This is a genomic window from Cutibacterium sp. 37298, from assembly GCF_023838685.1.
In the GTDB taxonomy this organism is placed as follows: Bacteria; Actinomycetota; Actinomycetes; order Propionibacteriales; family Propionibacteriaceae; genus Cutibacterium; species Cutibacterium acnes.
Map to the genome: position 1 here is coordinate 86662 of NZ_JAJNRJ010000001.1, position 17566 is coordinate 104227.

Below are 17566 nucleotides of genomic sequence, written 5' to 3' on the forward strand. Positions count from 1 at the left end.
CGTTCGGAGGAATCGCGGCCTCGTGCAGGCGCGATCACCACGGGCATTGCCCGTCACCACCTCAACGCGAACACCACAGGACTCGCCCTGCCCCCACGGCTACCCTTGAAGTGAGTTGATCGAGAGGAGACCCTCGTGGGAATCGGAAGCAACATCGGCAAGGCCCTGCTGGCTCAGGCACCCGACATGGCACCCGGCGCGGCCGTCTCGATGCTGCGCAGCATCCTGGGATTCGCCATCGACGGTGCCTCGTCGCTGCCAGGAGCGCGTCAGGCCGCTGGCAAGACCCTCACCAAGCACGACGGTGACGTCGAACAGGCCATCAGCTCCCTCGTCAACCAGCACATCGCCATGGCCGGTGCACAGGGATTCGTCTCCAACCTCGGTGGCGTCGTCACCTTGGCCGTGACCATCCCCGCCAATATCTCGGGCGTCGCGATCGTCCAGGCCCGCATGGTGGCTGCCATCGCCCACCTGCGCGGCTACGACCTTGACGACCAGCGCGTCCGGACCGCCATCCTCGCCACCCTCATGGGTCAGCGTGAGGTCGACAGCCTCATTCACGAGGAGAAGCTTCCGACGACCCCGATGGGCATCGCCACCGCCCCGGTGGGGGACGCCGATCTGGAGAAGGTTGTCGCCCGTAACCTCGTCAACGTCCTCATGGGCCAGGTTGCGGGCAAGAAACTGCCGGTCTTCGTCTCCAAGCGCGTGCCCGTGTTAGGTGGTGGAGTCGGAGCCACCACCGACGGGTTCACCACCTGGAGCGTCGCTCGTTACGCCCGCAAGCAGTTCCCGACCCGCCGCCCGCGCGGCTGAGGCCAGGATCTGTGTTCGGCCCGGGAGGCGTCAGAAGGTTTGCCGACGGCGTGCCCCGGGCCGACGTGTGCGGCTGCGACGAAGCAGTCCGACAGCCCGCGCAGCCGTCGTGCCGATGAGCAGACCCAGCGCGATCGAGCCAATGATTCCCGTGGACTCCAACGCCGTCGCGCCAGCCACGGGGGTGCCCGCGCCCAGTTGGGTCAGGGACACCAGGCCCAGGGATCCCGGGACCAACAACCAGAAGCTCGGCAGGAAGAGCACCAGACGCGGTAGTCGCGGGCGATGCATCTCGATCACCGATGATCCGAAACTCGCCACGGTCGCTCCCAGCAGGCCGCCGCCCCAGGTGGCCCCGGCAACCGTCTGGCCGATGATCTGGAAGGTCAGGGTGGTGGCCAACATGAGGGCCACCCACGGGACGAGGTATCTGGGTATCGACTCCATGAGACTCATCCCGGCGGTCAGGAGCAGGACGCCGAGGAATGGCACCCACAACCCTCGCCAGGGAATGATCTGGTTGTTGAGCTGGTCGACGGGGACCTTTGTCAGCCACGCCGCACCGAGAACACCCGCTGTGAACATGGCCAACTGGGCGGTCCCGAACCCCAGACGCGACGCGCCCGCCATCATCGCCCCTGCCGCCAGTTCAGCCACCCCGGTAACGATGAGGGCACCGGGAAGCAGCACCGCGATGGGCGGCAGCAGGCTTCGCAGCGGCCCCTCGATGAGTCCGAGTCGCGCGACCCAGAAGGCACACAGTGCGACGACAAACGCGGCCAGGAACGGGGTGAGGACGGCCAGGGCCTTCCTCTTGCCGGACAACCATATGAATCCGGCGGTGACCTGACCGGCCAGCACGGAGAACAGCACGCTGGGCCACAACGGCTGCAGTACCAGGGCGATGCCCGAGGCGACGCACACCATGCCACCATGCAGACCCAGGCGCGGGTAACGTGGCGGGATGGAACGCAAGTCCCGCAGTTGCTCGAGGGCCTCGACCGGGCCGATGGTGCCGTCGAGGAGCTGCTGACGGATACGAGCTGTGGTGGCGCTCTGGTCCAGACGGATGGTTCCTTCCACCGATTCGAAGGTTGCGGGGGTGCCACCTCCCAGGCTCACCACGACCCCGGTGGGCCAACCCTGTACCTGGACGTCGGGGCATCCCAGGTACCGACCGACGCTGCGGGTGTCGGCCTCCACCTCGTGCACCGGCTGACCACCGGCGATACCGGCTGCGGCAACGTAAGCCAGCAGTCGGCGGACGCCATTTTCGTCGAGCTCGTCCACTCCAGGTCCCATCGTCGATACCGTCGCCAGGATCAATCGTCGCGCACCTTGGGCCCTTCGGCACGCCAGTGGCCGAAATCAATATACGGGTCAGGGACGTAGGGATTTCACTCCGCCCAGCCCTCGTGCATACCCGACAACCCCGAGGAGGGCACAGACGGCAGCACACACCACAGCCACAACAGACACCCCCCGCACACTTCCCTCGACGGCAGCTGTTTGTCCTAGATAGCCGCCGGGGAGAAATCGCAGGAAGGTGTTTGACTGCGCGACGACCATGATCAGGTAGGCAAGGGGGCCGCACAATGGCCCACTTTTGCGCGACAGCACCCCCGTGGCAAACAATGCGACACCGGTGCACAGCAGACAGGTGACCGAGAACCCGATGAATGGAGACCACGGCAGCTGAAACCGCGCGGGCATTTCCGGTACTAACACGGAATCACCATCGGGTATTAATTCGACGGGAAGCGACCGCAGTATCCACCCCGTGAGCAGTGGAAGGGCAGCGGCGCACAGGCATATCCACAGCCCCATTGACCCATACCCAATTTCCAGGGAGCGAATCGAAGCTCTCTCGACCCACCCCATGCCCGACGAGACGCACCACATGATGGTGGCGCAACCGACCAGACTGGTCAGCTCGAGACCTGTCACAGGGCGATCCCACACGTCCCCCGATGCCACCGACAGACGCGTCTTCCACAGGAAAAAGGCCACGACAACGGCCGCAACCGGCACGGCAACAAGGGCTACGGCATGGCGCCCTTTCAAGAAAGTCACGATGCTCATCATCGGTGCAGATCGCTGGAGGTCAACGAGCACCCCTCGATCGCCTGACGATGGTGCGTGTACCACTGGCGAAATGCGGTGACATCCATGCCGTCAAGGTCATTTCGTTCCGAACTTGGCGCATCATCATACTGGAATCCAGCCAGCCGAAGAATGGTGCGTTCCACGGAATTAACGCCGTCGAAGGCCTCGATCTGCTGGGGTGTCATCTCTGTAGAGAAAGTACATGCGTCTTGACCGGAAAAAGACTGAGCCAGACCCTGAGCCGTCATATCCGATAATTGTTGCGCAGAATCATATACGGTCGCATGTCCGAGATCCATGACGAACTGCTTGCTGCGTGCGTGGTATCCAGGCTCAGCAAGTAGGACGTCGTGAGGTACCGCCGTAGGCGGCATGACGGACACGACGCGCTGAGCGGGTTGCGCGTAGGACAAGGCGAGACTGCGATGTGCCGGCATGACGCACACCCGTACGTCTTCGTGTGACGAACACCCGAAGGCCAGTGGCGCATCGCGGAACAACGGCACTGGCATGACGACCCCCAGGGCAGCGATGATGAGCGGTGGGGCGACCAGGGCCACACATGGCACCACCCGACGCCACGTAAAACCGCCGGAGCGAACCGTGGACCAACGGCTGGCAGCCAGGATGCACGAGACGGAGACGATGCAAAAGAAGATGGTGCGCATGGTCACGGCCGAGGCCGTGGCGGTGTGGTTGCCACTCGGCTCTGCCATGTCCATGGACCACGCGAAGGCCACCGAGCCATACCCGGTGTTGGCAAAGAGATTCTCGTTGACAAGGACCGGTATTCCGACCACAGCGATGCACACAACCGGCGCCACCACCCACACGATGGGGTGGGACACCATCGCGGCTACCAGGTGAGCAACGGCCACCAGAGCCGGGAAGGACAGCAGAACGACGATAAGGTCTGCGACCTCGGGGGCAGTCGGGGATGCGTTGATCCAGGCCTTGACGACCAGGGGCGCCGCAACGACAACGGTCCCGATGAGCAGGGCCGCCGCCTGACGCCAGAACCAGTGCCAGTGGATGCTGAGAATGGACCTTGCCGGAGCAACCCCGACAATCATGTCCGACGGTGCCATGCGGGCCGCCGATCCTGCCCCGATGAGGCCGGCCACGATGGCCCACAACATACTGGACTCCCGGATGGTGACGGTGACGTCCTGCACCTGCCACACTCCCCAGGACCATGATCCTCGCAGCGCAATGAGACTGCAGACGGCACCGCTGGCCGTTACGAGAATCGCATACCATGATGGGAAGGGGAATGCCACGCGGTGGAGACCACGCAACGGGCCTATATCCCGGGGCGACACGGACATCAGGCTGCCTCCCCGAGGAGGGTGAGGTACCCAGCCTCAGCATCGTTGGCGTTACGGACTGGATGCTTTTGACCAACAGATTCCAGGTCAGAGTACGAGCCCTCGAAGATCAACTCTCCCTCGGAAAGGACGGCAAGCTGCGACACGAATTCCTGGAGGTCCTCAAGCAGGTGCGTCGAAACGATGACCGTCCGATCCTCGGCAAGTTCACCGAGGAGGGATCGCACCCCGATCCTGGATGCCGGGTCGAGGCCGACTGTCGGCTCATCGAGCAGCAGCACAGCCGGATCTCCGACAATTGCACACGCGATTCCAAGCCGCTGGCGCATTCCACCCGAAAGAGACTGGACGCGATCATCGGCGCGGTCGACAAGCCCCACACGATCAAGGGCCGCACCTGCCCGTACACAGCACTCCCTCGGTTCAACTCCTCGCGCCCATGCCGCATATTCCACGGCCCTCCGGATGCGAAAATGCAACGGGAGGGAAAACCGCTGGGGCAAGAATCCGACCATACTACGAATGGTATTGACGTCATCGCTGACATCGACACCATTCACCCGAAAATGACCGGACTCCGGTTCCCGTAGTGTTGCGAGAATACTGAGAAGTGTCGACTTTCCAGCCCCATTCGGGCCGAGCAACCCCCACAACCCAGAGTCAAACTCACAGGAAATATCGACGAGGCTACGCCGACGACGATACCGGTGCGATATGTGCTCGAGTTCGATCATTCATCCGACCCGAGTGTAACCCGATTTCGTCTGGGCTCCAGTCGAGCTATCAACCCTGGTATAGACATCCCAGCCGTGCTTACCATGACCAGTAACGGTCAGGGATGCATTCTTTACATTAGTCCTGCGTGCGGATGCCATACGACTATCCGGCCAATGCGAGATCTGGTGATACTCAGCGACTGCCACGGATCCTACGGTGTCGGCGCAGCTCTGACGCCCACCAGTCCCGGACATCGTCGTGCCATGCTGGACAGGCTTATTTGCAAACAAAGAACAATGGCTTGCGTTAGCCTGCCCGGCGATCATCGTCATCCCAGCGCTCACCGTCATAACACCTAATACGATAGTAGAAACCAGCTCCTTGCGAGATCTCATCTCCATCACCATTTTCTCAACTAAAGATGCCACGCGGCTACATAGCCATAATCCATACCTTCAAGGCAGCGGTCATACTATCACGTATCCACCCCTGTGGCCAGTTAACCCGCTGCGACCTGTCGTACCAGTGAAGACACGAGGGCACAGCAGTAGCGCCATGGCGCGTGACGATCACACGCTAAAACAACCTCGTCCGCGGTGAAAACACCGCACTGACATCCTCGACCAGCGGCCAAGGTCGATCAGTACAGCATTGCCGAGGCCGGGTCCGAGAGAATCTCCGCAACGTCATGGAGGAAGGTCGAGCCCTCCTCGCCGTCAATGAGGCGATGGTCGAAGCCGAGGCTCATCGTCGTCACCCACCTGGGCACGACCTCCTCATCGTCACCGGTCCCGACGACCCACGGACGTCGAGCGATCGTCCCGAGAACGAGGATCGCCGATTCGGTGCGGTTGACGACCGGAGTCCCTGCGTCAAGGCCAAACACCCCAACATTGGTGATCGAGAAGGTGCCGTCGGTGTAGTCGGTGGGCTGGAGCTTTCCCTCCTTGGCGATGGCGACGATGCGGGTGATCTCCTCGGCCAGCTCGAGCATCGTCATGTCCTGGGCGTTGCGCACCACGGGCACCATGAGGCCGCGCGGGGTGGCCGCGGCGATGCCGAGGTTGATCTGGTCGCGGAAGACGATCTGGTCGGCGGCGTCGTCCCAGCGGGCGTTGACGACCGGGGTGCGTCCCATCGCCAGGCACACCGCCTTGCACCAGATGGTCAGCGGGGAGACGCGCAGTCCCTTGAACCTGCGGTCGGCACGCAGCCGGGCGACGAGGTCCATCGTCGGGGTGACGTCGCAGGTGAGGAAGGCCGTCACGAGGGCCTTGGTGTCCAGGGAATCCTTCATCGCCTTGGCAGTCACTTTGCGGACGCCGCGCACCGGGACCCTGCGAGTGTGGCCGTCAGGCTCGGTCGGGGCACCGCCAAGGAGACGACGAGACATCACCGACAGGGTCGCGAACTCAGCGTCGCCAGCAGAGGCACCGACGACAGGTGGTTCAGGCGCGGCTTGACGACCGGCCTCCGCTGCCGCCTTGACGTCGCTCCTCGTCACCGCCCCCTGCGGGCCGGTGCCCGTCACCGTCGAGAGGTCGATGCCGAGGTCGGCAGCCAGACGTCGGGCCGGGGGCTTGGCGAGGACATGCCCGGCGCGGTCCATGCGCGGCGGATCCTGGCGCCTGGGCTGTGTCGGCTGCACAGGTTCGGGAACGGGCTCGACATCAGTCTCTGGACCGGTCTTGAGGGTCGGCGTCTGGGGGGCCTTCTCGGGTGCCCTTTCAGCCGACACCGCAGCTCCCCTGCGACGACGGCGTCGACGTCCGGACTCCGCGGTCAGGTGACCGACGAGGAACTCCGGCTCCTCCTCGGGTTGGTCGTCGGAACCGTCGTCAATGGTCACCAGTGGCTCTCCCACAGCCACCGTCTCGCCGGGCTCGGCACACAGCTTCGCCACGGTCCCGGCGAAAGGGCTGGGGAGTTCGACGATCGACTTGGCCGTCTCGACCTCGCACAGCACGTCGTTGATCTTGACGGTGTCACCGGGAGACACCCGCCAGGAGACGACCTCTCCCTCGGTGAGCCCTTCGCCCGGGTCGGGCATGCAGTAGTTCTTCACGTGAATGCCTCTCAGAATCAGAAGGCCAGGGAGCGGTCTACGGCGTCGAGAATGCGGTCGACGTCCGGGATGTGTTCCCCCTCGGCCTTGGCCGGCGGGTAGGGGGTCGACCAGCCGGTGACTCGCAGTACCGGGGCCTCCATAACGTAATAAAGCTCCTCACCCAGCCGAGCCGCGATCTCCGCGCCGACACCCTGGGTGCGTGGCGCCTCCTGGACGACGATGGCCCTTGTCGTACGGCGCACCGATTCGTAGACAGTCGCCATGTCGAGCGGGGAGAGGCTACGCAAGTCAATAACCTCGAGTTTTCGCCCCTCCTGGGACGCCTCCTTCGCCGCCTCCACGCAGGTATCGACCATCGGACCGTAGCAGATCAGGGTGGCCTCCTCGCCGGAGCGCGCGATTCGGGCCTGGTGCAACCCCAGCGTCGGTGTCTGCGCAACGTGGCCACGGGTGTAGTACCGACGTTTCGGCTCAAAGAAGATCACCGGGTCGGGGCTGTCAATGGACTGACGCAGCATCCAGTAGGCGTCGTCAGGGTTGGAGCAGGTAACCACCTTGAGACCAGGCGTATTCGCATAGAAGCCTTCCGGCGACTCGGAGTGGTGTTCTGGCGAGCCGACACCACCCCCGAAGGGGATACGGATCGTCACCGACAAGGACCACCGGCCACCGACGCGAGCCCGGTATCGGGCCAGCTGGGAAACGATCTGGTCAAAGGCTGGGGCACTGAAACCGTCAAACTGGATTTCCACACACGGGCGGTACCCGCGCATGGCCATACCAATCGCTGTTCCGACGATGCCTGACTCTGCCAACGGCGTATCGATGACTCGACGGCCACCAAACTGGGCTTTGAGGCCGTCCGTGATGCGGAAGACACCACCGAGGGTCCCGACGTCCTCCCCCATGAGGACAACACGATCGTCGGCTGCCAGAGCATCAGATAAGCCAGCGTTAAGGGCCTTGGCAAGGGTGGTCTCCCCCTGCGGACGCGCACTGTGCAATACTTCCCCGCTCATCACTTATCCTCCTCCCACGACGCGATTTCCTCGGCGTCAGCCAGGACGTCGGGGGTCGGCTCGGCGTACACGTCCGCCATAAGGTCAGCCATCACAGGCGTGGCATTCTCGTGAACAGCAGCGCGAACCTCAGCACCGAAAGCGTCCTCACGCTCAGCGAGGCCGTCAAGCCACACTTGGTTGATAATCCCGCGGTTCTGCAAATACGTGCGCAGCCGGACGATGGGGTCGGTCTTACCCCACGTCGACTCCTCTTCTGCGGTGCGGTAGCGGGTGGGGTCGTCGGTGGTGGTGTGAGCACCCATCCGGTAGGTCCACGCCTCGACGAACACCGGCCCCTTTCCGCTACGGGCATATTCGAGGGCCGATCGCAGCACGGCCATCATGGCGATGACGTCGTTGCCGTCGACTTGCACGGCAGGGATGCCGAACCCGGTAGCGCGGCGGAAAAGAGACGTGGGCGACTGCACCGTGGTCGGCTCTGAAATCGCCCACTGGTTATTGACGCATACGAATACCACGGGGGCGTTCATCGAAGCCGCAAAAACATAAGCCTCGTTCGTGTCCCCCTCGCTCATCGCGCCGTCACCGTGGAAATCCAGCACGGCAGCCGGATCACCTCCAGCCTCGACGTCACGCTGGACACCCATGGCATAGCCGACGGCATGCAGGGTTCCCGACCCGATCATCACTGGATATGCGCTGAAGTGGGTCGCGACGGTATCCCAGCCGCAGTGAGAGGTCCCGTCCCAAGCTCCAAGGATGTCAGCCAGACTGACGCCCATGGCGTGGGCCAGGCCCTGCTCGCGGTAGGTGGGAAACACCTGGTCTCCCTCTCTCAGTGCCAACCAAGCGCCAGCCTGGGTGGCCTCCTGTCCCAATAGCGGCGGCCACAAACCCAATTCGCCGTGGCGCTGCAGGGCGGTAGCCTCGACGTCGAAGCGTCGCGTCATGACCATCATCTCGAGAGCCTTGACGAGGTCGTCGTCGACCAGGCCAACAGGAAAGTCGGGGTGTGTGGTGAGGCGTCCCTGCTCGTCGAGGATCCGCACCATTGCAGGATCAGGACGATTAACGGGGTGTTGCCGCGCCGGAAGGACGAACGGATCCGTGCCGCCTTCGTCGGCACAAATGGTCTCGGTCACATCTTCCTCCTGGTTAAGTGTTCCGTAACTCAATTCTGAACGCCAACAAGTCCCGTTTCCAAGCGAAACCTACCGTTCCGTAAAGAGACACCAAAGATGAGGTTACCGTTGCGTAGGTTGTTCCTGGTTCCTACCCCGGACTTCGATTGGTGCCAGAACGTGCGTACCCTCAAACGGTGAGCAAAACAGTGGCAGTCATCGGTGCCGGAATGACGGGCCTGGCAGCCGCACACCACCTACACAGCCACGGCTGTCGTCCCGTCGTCCTCGAAGCGGGGCAGGGCGTTGGCGGCCAGGTCAGGTCCCGTCGTCTTGGTTCTGATGTGGTCGACATGGGACCTGAAGCCGTGCCTCTTCGCGCCCCGGGCGTCGCCGCACTCGTTGCGGAGCTGGGACTAACGGACTCCATGCGTCATCCCGTTCCTGGGCGCGTCTTATTGTCGAGCCGGCGTGGAGTCGTCGAGATGCCGTCCGGCGTAACACCAGTAGGGCCCACGAAGTTCCTCCCCACTATTGCCTCGCGCATCCTCTCCCCTGCCGGACTGTTACGGGCCGGGCTCGAACCTTTCAACGCTCGCCCGCACCTTGACGACGTCAGCGTCGGCCAATTCATCGCCGAAAGATTTGGTGACGAGGTGAGCCGCGCCGTCGTCGACCCGCTACTGGGGGGTATTCACGCCGCCGACCTCAACACGTTCTCGCTAGCAGTTGCCGCCCCCGCTTTGGAGCAGACGGTCAGGAACGGCGACTCCATCGTCGCCGGAACTCTCAAACGCAATGCTGCCGGACGGTGGTCGCAGCTCCGCCATCATTCACAGCGATCCGGTCCGCGCACCCCCGCCACCGCCACCTGGAAACACGGCCTGATGATGTTGCCGGAAGCATTGGCTAGGGAGCTCACCATTCATACGAATACCCGTGCCAGGGGAATCCGTCAGGTCGGCCACGAATGGGTAGTCGATGTCACTGGTCCGCATGGCGTTGGATCGGTTGCTGTTGATGACGTCATCATTGCCACCCCCGCCAGGGTTGCGGGTGCCCTGCTTGCTACCGCATGCCCGCGAGCTTCCGAGCTGCTGTCGCAGTGTGAAAGCACTACCGTTGCCACGCTGGTTATGCAGGCTGACCTTACTGACCACCCGATCGCTACGGCCCAAACGTGGTTCATTGGTTCGGCATGGTCTGCCCTGGTGCGTCAGGTGACCAATCTCTCGACGACGTGGCACCTCGCCAAACCCACCTTTCGGATCGCCATGGGTCGGCAGCGTGGAACCCCCATCGACGATCTATCTGACGACGACCTCGTCGCCATGAGCGTGGCAGAGTTGAGACGTCTCGGACTGGCTCTTGACCCCCACGACTACGTCATTGAGCGACACCGCGGCGCCATGCCGCAACCAGCTCCTGGCCACCGGGAGCGCATGGCCCAGCTCGCCGCGACCCTCAACGGCACCGGTCTCCATGTGGGAGGGGCCGGTATCGACGGTGCCGGAGTTGGCACCGCAATTGCTACTGGACGCCGTCTCGCACGCCACATCACCTCGAAGGAGGAGAATTAGTGACCATCACTGAGCACCCTGACCACCTGACCCGGCCCGGCAGTGCGCCCACAGGACACCCCGGTGGCCATCCGGGAGGTCATCCAGGCCACAGCCCGCTCGTCCGCGAGATCAAGCACGACCTCAACAACAAGCCTTTCATCGTCATCTGGGAGGTTACCCGCGCCTGCGCCCTGGTCTGCCAGCATTGCCGCGCCGAGGCCCAGCACCATGCCGCCCCTGGCCAGCTCACCAACGCCCAAGGCCACGAACTCATCGATCAGCTGACCAGCTACGAGCGTCCCTACCCGATGCTCATCCTCACCGGCGGTGACTGTTTCGAGCGCCCTGACCTCGTCGACCTCATCGAGTACGCCGTCAGCAAGGGCCTGCACGTGTCGATCTCGCCATCAGTGACCCCGCTATTTACCCGCGACAGGGTCAGGGCGGTGCAGGAAGCTGGGGTGTCGATGATGTCGATGTCCTTGGATGGCGGCTCAGCCACGACCCACGACGCCTTCCGGGGTTTCCCTGGCACTTTCGACCACACCGTCGAGGCCTGCCACATGCTTCGCGAGCTAGGGATGAAGTTCCAGCTCAATACGGTGTTCACGGCTAAGAACATCCACGAGGCGCCACAGATGCTTAAGAACGCCATCGACCTCGGGGCGATAATGTTCTACACATTCATGCTGGTGCCGACCGGGCGTGGCGCCCAGCTCGACATGCTCTCACCCCTGGAGCGCGAGGACGTCCTGTACTGGCTGCACGACAACTCCACCCGCATTGCCATCAAGACGACCGAAGCCCCCCAGTATCGACGCATCGCTTTCCAGCGCAACGCCGTCCGCCAAGGCAAGGAGCGGCCGGTTCGCCACGGCGAACTCTACGAGTGGCTGACCCACGAAACCAACGAGCTGTTGGGTGAAACCATTGCAGAACCGCGCCCGCCACGCACCCCCCTGGCGATCAACTCTGGGTCTGGGTTCGCGTTCATCGACCACACTGGTGATGTCTACCCGTCAGGATTCCTACCGATCCACTGTGGGTCGATCAAGGAAAAGCTCTTCCCCGAGATCTACCGCGGATCGCCGGTTTTCCAGGGGTTGCGCAATCCGAATGGGTTCTCCGGCAAGTGCGGGGCATGCAATTTCAACCACTTCTGCGGTGGGTCTCGTTCGACCGCCTACGCCTTGACCGGGGATTATCTCGCCTCTGATCCTTCCTGCGCCTATGTGCCGCCGGGATATGACGGTGAACTACCCGAGGGGGTTCACGCCGAGGGTATTCCGCATATCTGAAACCTGGACGCCGTGACGGATTCGTCACGGCGTCTGCCGTATTCCGGGCATGGTCGACCTGTGCACATTGATCGGGGACAGCGTCGGTGGTGGCTCAACGCAAGCAGATTTGCCTCATCTTTCTTTGGCCGCTTTTAGGTCAAGGTGCCAACACAGCGAATTCCTGGCGATGAAATTCGCCAGACCCATTGCCAGGACGGCCAAAAATAAGCGAAGCTAGCCTTGTACGCCTTCAGGCACACAGCATCATTCGGACGAATCCAGGGGGAACCCATGAATCACCGACGCAGGGCTCGCATTATCGGCCTATCGGTACTGTGCATGGCCGCGAGCAGCTTCGTTGCCAAGCCAGCTTTCGCAGCACCGAGCACGAGTGGCACCTCGTCCGCGCCGGTCGCGTCGTGCAATGGCGACAAGAACGTCGACATTTTCAACTTCAACGACTTTCACGGCCGTATCGCTACCGGAGCCAACCTCTTCACCCCTGTCGTCGAGGCCCGCAACGCCAACGGAGCCGACAAGGTCCTGCTGCTCGACGCTGGCGACAACGTTGGTGGATCGACCTTCGAGTCTGGCTCCCTCAACGACGAGCCCACCATCGACGTGCTCAACGCCGCTGGTGTCGACGCCAATGCCGTCGGCAACCACGAGTTCGACAAGGGCTGGAAGGACCTAGCCGAGCGCATCGTGCCTCACCTCAACAGCCCCTACCTCGGCGCCAACGTCTACGAAAAGGGCACCACGAAAGTGGCGGCTCCCCTCAAAGCATCGACGATCATCGTCAAGGATGGGGTGCGCATCGGTGTCGTCGGCGCTGTCACCCACGACCTGCCCTCCTTGGTCTCCCCCGCCGGCATTTCCAACCTCACCATTGGTGATCCGGTTAAGGCTGTGAATGCCGAGGCCAAGCGTCTCAAGAGCGAGGGCCTGGCCGACGTCGTCGTTGCCGAATACCACGAAGGCGCTGCCGACGGTTCCGGGGATGCCGCCAGCCAGGGCGGCAACTTCGCACCGGTCTACGCTGACACGTCCACCGATGTTGACGTCGTCTTCAACGGCCACACTCACCAGGTGTACTCGTGGAAGGACAAGGCCGGCGCCCCGCTCCTGCAGGCCGGCTCCTACGGCCAGCACCTGGCCAAGGTGAACGTGGCGTGGAATTCACAGCAGAAGAAACTGTGCTCTACCGGCGCCTCATTCATTGCCCCGGCCACAACCCCGGCTGACGACCCAACGATCGCCAAGATTTCTTCGATCTACGACGACGCCAAGGCCAAGTCGGACAAGGCTGGCACTACCGTCATTGGGCATGAAACCGCACCGATCACCACGCCGTCGAACACATCCGATCAGTAGTTCGGCGCCGAGGTCCGCGACCGTGAATCGACGATGACCAATATGGTCGCCGACATGTTCAAGGACACCTTGGGCAAAGACGACCCGAACTTCATCGGCCTACAAAACCCCGGTGGAACCCGCGCCTCTCTGCTCGACAAGGACATCACCTACAAGCAGGCAGCCCAGGTACTCCCCTTCGCTAACACGTTGACGACCACCAGAATCACCGGCGCCCAGTTCAAGAAGGTGCTTGAGCAGCAGTGGCAACGCGCCGGGACGGCGAGGTTCCGTCACGTCCATACCTGCAGCTCGGCGTGTCCTCGAACGTCACCTACACCTACGATGAGTCCCGCAAGGAGGGCGAACGCATCACCTCCGTGTGGGTGAACGGCAAGCCGATCGACCCCAAAGGCACTTACTCCGTGGGTTCCGGTTCCTTCCTAATCGCCGGTAGAGACAATTTCACGGAGCTAGCCAAGGGTTCTAAACCCGTCGATAGCGGCAGGATTAGCCTATCCGCTTGGGTGGATTGGATCAAGGCCCACAAGACCCTTAAGCCAGACTTCGCCAAACGCGCTGTCTCCCTGACAACCTCGCTCCACGAGGGCACGTCCAGGGACACCACCTTCACCCTCGGTAAACCTGCCGATAAGGCTGTTGCCCCCGACACCGTGGATTTCACCTCCAAGGATGCTGTAGTCAACACGATCATGAAGGCCCAGATCGTCCAGGACGACAAGACCGTCGACGTCGCCACCACTCCGGTTAAGGACGGCTGGTCCTCCGTGTCCGTCAAAGTACCGACCGCCAAGGGGCTGGTCAGCGGTGAGGCCACCACCGTTTTCACCTTCCCGGATTCCGGCACCACGGTGCGCTTCGCCGCCAAGCTGTCAGTACCGTCCGGCGATCATCCTGGTGGCGCTGTGATCCCGGCCCCGAAACCGGGCCAGTCTGGCACCCCGGGCCACGACGTCAATCTAGGAACCCCCGGATCTGACAAAGGCTCCAGCAACGGCAAACCCGGCCTGCCGAAAACTGGTGTCTGATCCGAGGATCGACACAACCTCATACTGAAAAACTCTGGCCTGAGGGGGTCCCGGGCCAGGGTTCTTGTGTGTCTGAGTTGGGGCAGCAAAGAGATGAAGTCTGCCGACGTGGTGGAAATGCCGGTCATGACCGTGAGTGCTGCCACTTGTCGCAGCAACAACCACCATTAGAATCGCGATTACCGCACCACGTGATGGTGGCGAGGACGGTATTCAATCCCGCCTCCGGGATTCAGGGTGTGCCTCGGGTACGTCGCCGTCAGGCAGGTGACTCCTACCAGGCTTGTGAAGCCCGACATAGCGTCCTCCCTGGGCCTCCAGCTCGGCCGGGGATCCGTTCTCCAGGATCTGGCTGTGTTCCAGCACGAGCACCCAATCGGCAATCTCCACCGTCGACAGACGATGGGTAATGATGACGGCGGTCCGGTCGGCAGGGATCGTCCCCAAAGCCCGCTGCACCAAACGCTCCGAGGGAGCGTACAGGGACGAGGATGCCGACTGGAAGGTGTGTAGCTCGAAGAACTGACGAGGGTACAGCAGGAAGGTCGTCAGGACACCGACCGTCGTTCATCTGCGCAAGGCGAAGTAGCCGCCGGTGAGCAGCATGAGGCCGACGGTGATGTTGCCGATCAAGGTGATGCCCGGCATGAAGATCACGAAGAGCCGCATCGCCCGGACACTGATGCCGCGACACCGGTCAGCCAGCTAGGTGAAGATCTCCTGATTACGCGGCTCGCGATAGTAGGCCTGGACCGCCTCGATGCCGGTCATCGTCTCGGAGAGCTGGATGATGACCTGGGCCGAGGCGTTGCGGACCTTGCGGAATGTGCGGCTCGACTCCGCCGAAAACCACTTCACCAGCGGTGAGACGAAGAACAGCGACGCCAGCAGATGAGGCCCAGTCGCCAGTCCATGACAAGCAGCAGCATGGCACCGGTGGCGATGGGGTGAGGACGGCGGACATGCGGCCGTCGGACCCATGCCCCATAAGCTCGGCGATGCGCTGGTCCTCTGCTGCGCGCTTCTCCTCGGCGGTGGACATCTCGAAAGTGCTGTCGCGTTCAGCCTTCCCGTCGGTCGCGATCAACCTCCTCTCCCGGATTCTCCACGGACTCGCCGGACATCCCCCTGCTCAGCGTCGTAGGCGCTCAGCAGCTCTCGGTACTCCGGGACTGTCGCCAAGAGCTCCGAGTGCGTGCCGACGCGGATGATCGTCCCTTCCTGCGGCAAGGCGACCAACGAGGCGCCTGAGATGTACTAACCGGAGACGTTAGTTGAGCTGTTTGTCGAGTGAGCTCGCATGATCTGGGCGGCGAGGTCGTGGAACTGTTCGACCGCTTCAGCTGGGTTCAGAATGCGGATGTGGTCGCCGAGATAGAGGAGCTGTCGCACCGATTCGACATCGGGGTAGCGGACAGTGATCAGAGTCCACGCATCCTCGGTATAGGTGACGTTGGCCATGCGGGTTCCGAGAATTCGTTGGGCCAGGTCCAGGCGGGTTGAGCGCAGCAGCGCATGCACCTCGACGCCGGGGGTCGGCTCGAAGCTGGTCACCAGGTCGTGCCATACCGACCGCAGGTCTTAGTCTGGTCGGAGCACCGCGACATCCGTGAGGGGATCGCGCTCTTCGATACGGCTGGTGTTGAACATGCGGGGGGTGCCCATCGACGTCGGCCACGAGATACCAGGAGCCAGCCTTGTTCACGAGCCCGTACGGGTCCGCGGTGAGCCATTGCCCGCTGGTTTCTCCGCTCCGTCGGTAGCACAGGCGGATGCGACGTCGCTCTCTCGCTGCGGTCAGCAGGCCGAGTTCCTTTCCGGTCGTGAACCACCCTGATGGGTCGATGAGGAGTACCTCGGACAGGGGCGGGGTACCAAGCACCTGTCCTCGCGTGGCGACGGCCGTCATTTTCTCCTGGGCGCTGGCGTGGACTGCCTGCAGCCCGACCTGCTCAAGAAGGTCGGCGTCCAGCCCCGCGACAGTGAGCAGCTGAAGCTCTCCCGGATCGAGACGAGCGACGTCCAGCCGAGCCCGGCCGTCCAGCACGATCGCGCCACCGTGTGAATCGGAACGCCCGCAACTGGCAATGCTTCGACGTCACGCAGGATCGTGCGCGGTGAAATCTCGAATCGTCGGGTCAATTCTTGGCTCGTCATCCGCTCATGGGTCTGTAGGAGCAGCAGGATCGACAACAGCCTCGAGGACTTCATGGCCCCGATCCTCGCAGAAAACATGACATGAGTTGTCCTGTTTTGGTGATCGGCTAGTGCCAAATGATCCACTGACCCGAGAGACACCCATGTCGGCACCCAACCTGTTCCTGACCTACGTCAGCGACGCCAAACGGTCCACCGCCTTCTACAGCGACTTGTTCGACATCGAGCCCAACTTCACCAGCCCGCGCTACGTCGCCTTCGAGGTGACACCCGGGGTGCTGTTCGCCATCTGGACCGGGCAAAGGGGACACCACCCGCGACACGCCCCGCACGAGCGAGATCGGACTCATGGTCCCCCGGTCGTCCGCGGCGGTCGATGACGCCTACCGAGAGGGGGTCGCGAAGGGCGTACACGTCACCGAGGAACCGCACGACGACGTGTTCGGCCGCACCTTCGTGATCGCCAACCCCGACGGCAACCTCATCCGGGTCAGCCCCGTCGACTGACCCGACAACCGATCCCCACGTGGCGGCGAGCACCAGCGCGGCGTCACCGTGGAGCGGGTCCTGTCCGACAACGGCGGCGTCTACCGCTCACACCTGTGGCGCAACACCTGCAACGAGCTCGGCATCAAGCACAAGCGCACCCGCCCGTACCGGCCGCAGACCAACAGCAAGATCGAACGGTTCCACCGCACCCTGGCCGACGGCTGGGCCTACGCCCGCTGCTACATCTCCGAGGCGGAGCGCCGTGGCAAGCTCGGCGACTGGCTGCAATACTACAACCACCACCGGCCCCACCCGGCCTGCGGGAACCAGCCGCCCTTCTCACGATTGACCAACATCCCCGGTCAGTTCACTTAGAGGTGAACGTACAGGTAGTCACCCACGCAGACGACGCGCCCACCACGACCTAACCCTGATGGACGACATGGCAGCGCCGCCCGGCACAAGGCAGGGACCGAGCTACTGTTCGTTGTCACC

At 63.0% G+C, this 17566-nt stretch carries 21 protein-coding genes and 2 pseudogenes; 10 read left to right on the forward strand and 13 right to left on the reverse strand.

The window, feature by feature from the left end; translation table 11 throughout:
- Positions 1-135 precede the first annotated feature (135 nt).
- Positions 136-819 (forward strand): EcsC family protein, encoded by a 684-nt coding sequence (locus LRP59_RS00410; RefSeq protein WP_002514512.1) that lies wholly within the window; start codon positions 136-138, stop codon positions 817-819.
- Positions 820-849: 30 nt separating this feature from the next.
- Here the strand turns inward: LRP59_RS00410 and LRP59_RS00415 are convergent, their stop codons facing one another.
- The 8 genes from LRP59_RS00415 to pdhA all read right to left on the reverse strand — a co-directional run bounded on the left by LRP59_RS00415 (position 850) and on the right by pdhA (position 9112).
- Positions 850-2121 (reverse strand): threonine/serine exporter ThrE family protein, encoded by a 1272-nt coding sequence (locus LRP59_RS00415; protein WP_002519495.1) that lies wholly within the window; start codon positions 2119-2121, stop codon positions 850-852.
- A 78-nt stretch (positions 2122-2199) separates the two neighbouring features.
- On the reverse strand, positions 2200-2904 hold the full coding sequence (locus LRP59_RS00420; protein WP_002514514.1) for a hypothetical protein: 705 nt from the start codon (positions 2902-2904) through the stop codon (positions 2200-2202).
- Positions 2901-4253 (reverse strand): hypothetical protein, encoded by a 1353-nt coding sequence (locus LRP59_RS00425; RefSeq protein WP_002532992.1) that lies wholly within the window; start codon positions 4251-4253, stop codon positions 2901-2903. Before LRP59_RS00425 ends, LRP59_RS00420 begins: the two co-directional genes overlap by 4 nt.
- Complete coding sequence (locus LRP59_RS00430; RefSeq protein ID WP_002514516.1) at positions 4253-4987, reverse strand: ABC transporter ATP-binding protein; 735 nt, start codon at positions 4985-4987, stop codon at positions 4253-4255. The genes LRP59_RS00425 and LRP59_RS00430 overlap by 1 nt, the downstream gene beginning before the upstream one ends.
- The gene (locus LRP59_RS00435) at positions 4988-5377 is read right to left on the reverse strand and encodes a hypothetical protein (RefSeq protein ID WP_002519497.1); all 390 of its coding nucleotides are present in this window, start codon (positions 5375-5377) and stop codon (positions 4988-4990) included.
- 233 nt (positions 5378-5610) lie between these two features.
- Positions 5611-7020: a dihydrolipoamide acetyltransferase family protein gene (locus LRP59_RS00440; RefSeq protein ID WP_002519498.1), complete on the reverse strand. Its 1410-nt coding sequence runs from the start codon at positions 7018-7020 to the stop codon at positions 5611-5613.
- Positions 7021-7052: 32 nt separating this feature from the next.
- Complete coding sequence (locus LRP59_RS00445) at positions 7053-8057, reverse strand: alpha-ketoacid dehydrogenase subunit beta (RefSeq protein ID WP_002520714.1); 1005 nt, start codon at positions 8055-8057, stop codon at positions 7053-7055.
- Positions 8057-9112 (reverse strand): pyruvate dehydrogenase (acetyl-transferring) E1 component subunit alpha, encoded by a 1056-nt coding sequence (gene pdhA, locus LRP59_RS00450; protein ID WP_002520715.1) that lies wholly within the window; start codon positions 9110-9112, stop codon positions 8057-8059. The genes LRP59_RS00445 and pdhA overlap by 1 nt, the downstream gene beginning before the upstream one ends.
- A gap of 299 nt (positions 9113-9411) precedes the next feature.
- Between pdhA and hemG the strand changes: the two genes are divergently transcribed.
- From hemG to LRP59_RS00475, 5 genes are all read left to right on the forward strand, one after another.
- On the forward strand, positions 9412-10761 hold the full coding sequence (gene hemG / locus LRP59_RS00455; RefSeq protein ID WP_002532994.1) for a protoporphyrinogen oxidase: 1350 nt from the start codon (positions 9412-9414) through the stop codon (positions 10759-10761).
- Positions 10761-12041: a TIGR04053 family radical SAM/SPASM domain-containing protein gene (locus LRP59_RS00460; protein ID WP_002514521.1), complete on the forward strand. Its 1281-nt coding sequence runs from the start codon at positions 10761-10763 to the stop codon at positions 12039-12041. Before hemG ends, LRP59_RS00460 begins: the two co-directional genes overlap by 1 nt.
- Before the next feature lie 321 nt (positions 12042-12362).
- Positions 12363-13397, forward strand: a complete 1035-nt coding sequence (locus tag LRP59_RS00465) for a bifunctional UDP-sugar hydrolase/5'-nucleotidase (RefSeq protein WP_002520718.1) — start codon at positions 12363-12365, stop codon at positions 13395-13397.
- Between the two features lie 33 nt (positions 13398-13430).
- Complete coding sequence (locus LRP59_RS00470; RefSeq protein ID WP_002532997.1) at positions 13431-13766, forward strand: 5'-nucleotidase C-terminal domain-containing protein; 336 nt, start codon at positions 13431-13433, stop codon at positions 13764-13766.
- A complete protein-coding gene (locus LRP59_RS00475; protein ID WP_074025733.1) occupies positions 13694-14425 on the forward strand; it encodes a 5'-nucleotidase C-terminal domain-containing protein in 732 nt (243 codons plus the stop codon). The genes LRP59_RS00470 and LRP59_RS00475 overlap by 73 nt, the downstream gene beginning before the upstream one ends.
- Before the next feature lie 213 nt (positions 14426-14638).
- Here the strand turns inward: LRP59_RS00475 and LRP59_RS00480 are convergent, their stop codons facing one another.
- Together LRP59_RS00480 and LRP59_RS00485 are read right to left on the reverse strand one after the other, a co-directional pair.
- A complete protein-coding gene (locus LRP59_RS00480) occupies positions 14639-14887 on the reverse strand; it encodes a hypothetical protein (RefSeq protein ID WP_002520720.1) in 249 nt (82 codons plus the stop codon).
- A gap of 243 nt (positions 14888-15130) precedes the next feature.
- Positions 15131-15406 (reverse strand): ABC transporter ATP-binding protein, encoded by a 276-nt coding sequence (locus tag LRP59_RS00485; protein ID WP_002514526.1) that lies wholly within the window; start codon positions 15404-15406, stop codon positions 15131-15133.
- On the opposite strand from LRP59_RS00485, the gene LRP59_RS12050 reads away from it, so the two are divergent.
- Positions 15388-15636 carry a hypothetical protein gene (locus LRP59_RS12050; RefSeq protein WP_002524180.1) on the forward strand — a complete coding sequence of 83 codons (249 nt, stop codon included), beginning with the start codon at positions 15388-15390 and terminating at the stop codon, positions 15634-15636. The genes LRP59_RS00485 and LRP59_RS12050 overlap by 19 nt on opposite strands.
- A gap of 46 nt (positions 15637-15682) precedes the next feature.
- On the opposite strand, the gene LRP59_RS00490 is transcribed toward LRP59_RS12050, so the two are convergent.
- The 3 genes and pseudogenes from LRP59_RS00490 to LRP59_RS00500 all read right to left on the reverse strand — a co-directional run bounded on the left by LRP59_RS00490 (position 15683) and on the right by LRP59_RS00500 (position 16660).
- Positions 15683-15979: a WYL domain-containing protein gene (locus LRP59_RS00490; protein WP_002514528.1), complete on the reverse strand. Its 297-nt coding sequence runs from the start codon at positions 15977-15979 to the stop codon at positions 15683-15685.
- Between the two features lie 178 nt (positions 15980-16157).
- Positions 16158-16334 (reverse strand): annotated as a pseudogene (locus tag LRP59_RS00495) (hypothetical protein); the annotation flags it as partial.
- Positions 16331-16660 (reverse strand): HTH domain-containing protein, encoded by a 330-nt coding sequence (locus tag LRP59_RS00500; protein WP_002519691.1) that lies wholly within the window; start codon positions 16658-16660, stop codon positions 16331-16333. The gene LRP59_RS00500 and the pseudogene LRP59_RS00495, both read right to left, overlap by 4 nt.
- Before the next feature lie 65 nt (positions 16661-16725).
- On the opposite strand from LRP59_RS00500, the gene LRP59_RS00505 reads away from it, so the two are divergent.
- From LRP59_RS00505 to LRP59_RS00515, 3 genes and pseudogenes are all read left to right on the forward strand, one after another.
- On the forward strand, positions 16726-16962 hold the full coding sequence (locus LRP59_RS00505) for a hypothetical protein (RefSeq protein ID WP_002519509.1): 237 nt from the start codon (positions 16726-16728) through the stop codon (positions 16960-16962).
- Positions 16931-17089: a VOC family protein gene (locus LRP59_RS00510; protein WP_002514530.1), complete on the forward strand. Its 159-nt coding sequence runs from the start codon at positions 16931-16933 to the stop codon at positions 17087-17089. The genes LRP59_RS00505 and LRP59_RS00510 overlap by 32 nt, the downstream gene beginning before the upstream one ends.
- Before the next feature lie 36 nt (positions 17090-17125).
- Positions 17126-17446 (forward strand): annotated as a pseudogene (locus LRP59_RS00515) (integrase core domain-containing protein); the annotation flags it as partial.
- Positions 17447-17566 lie beyond the last annotated feature (120 nt).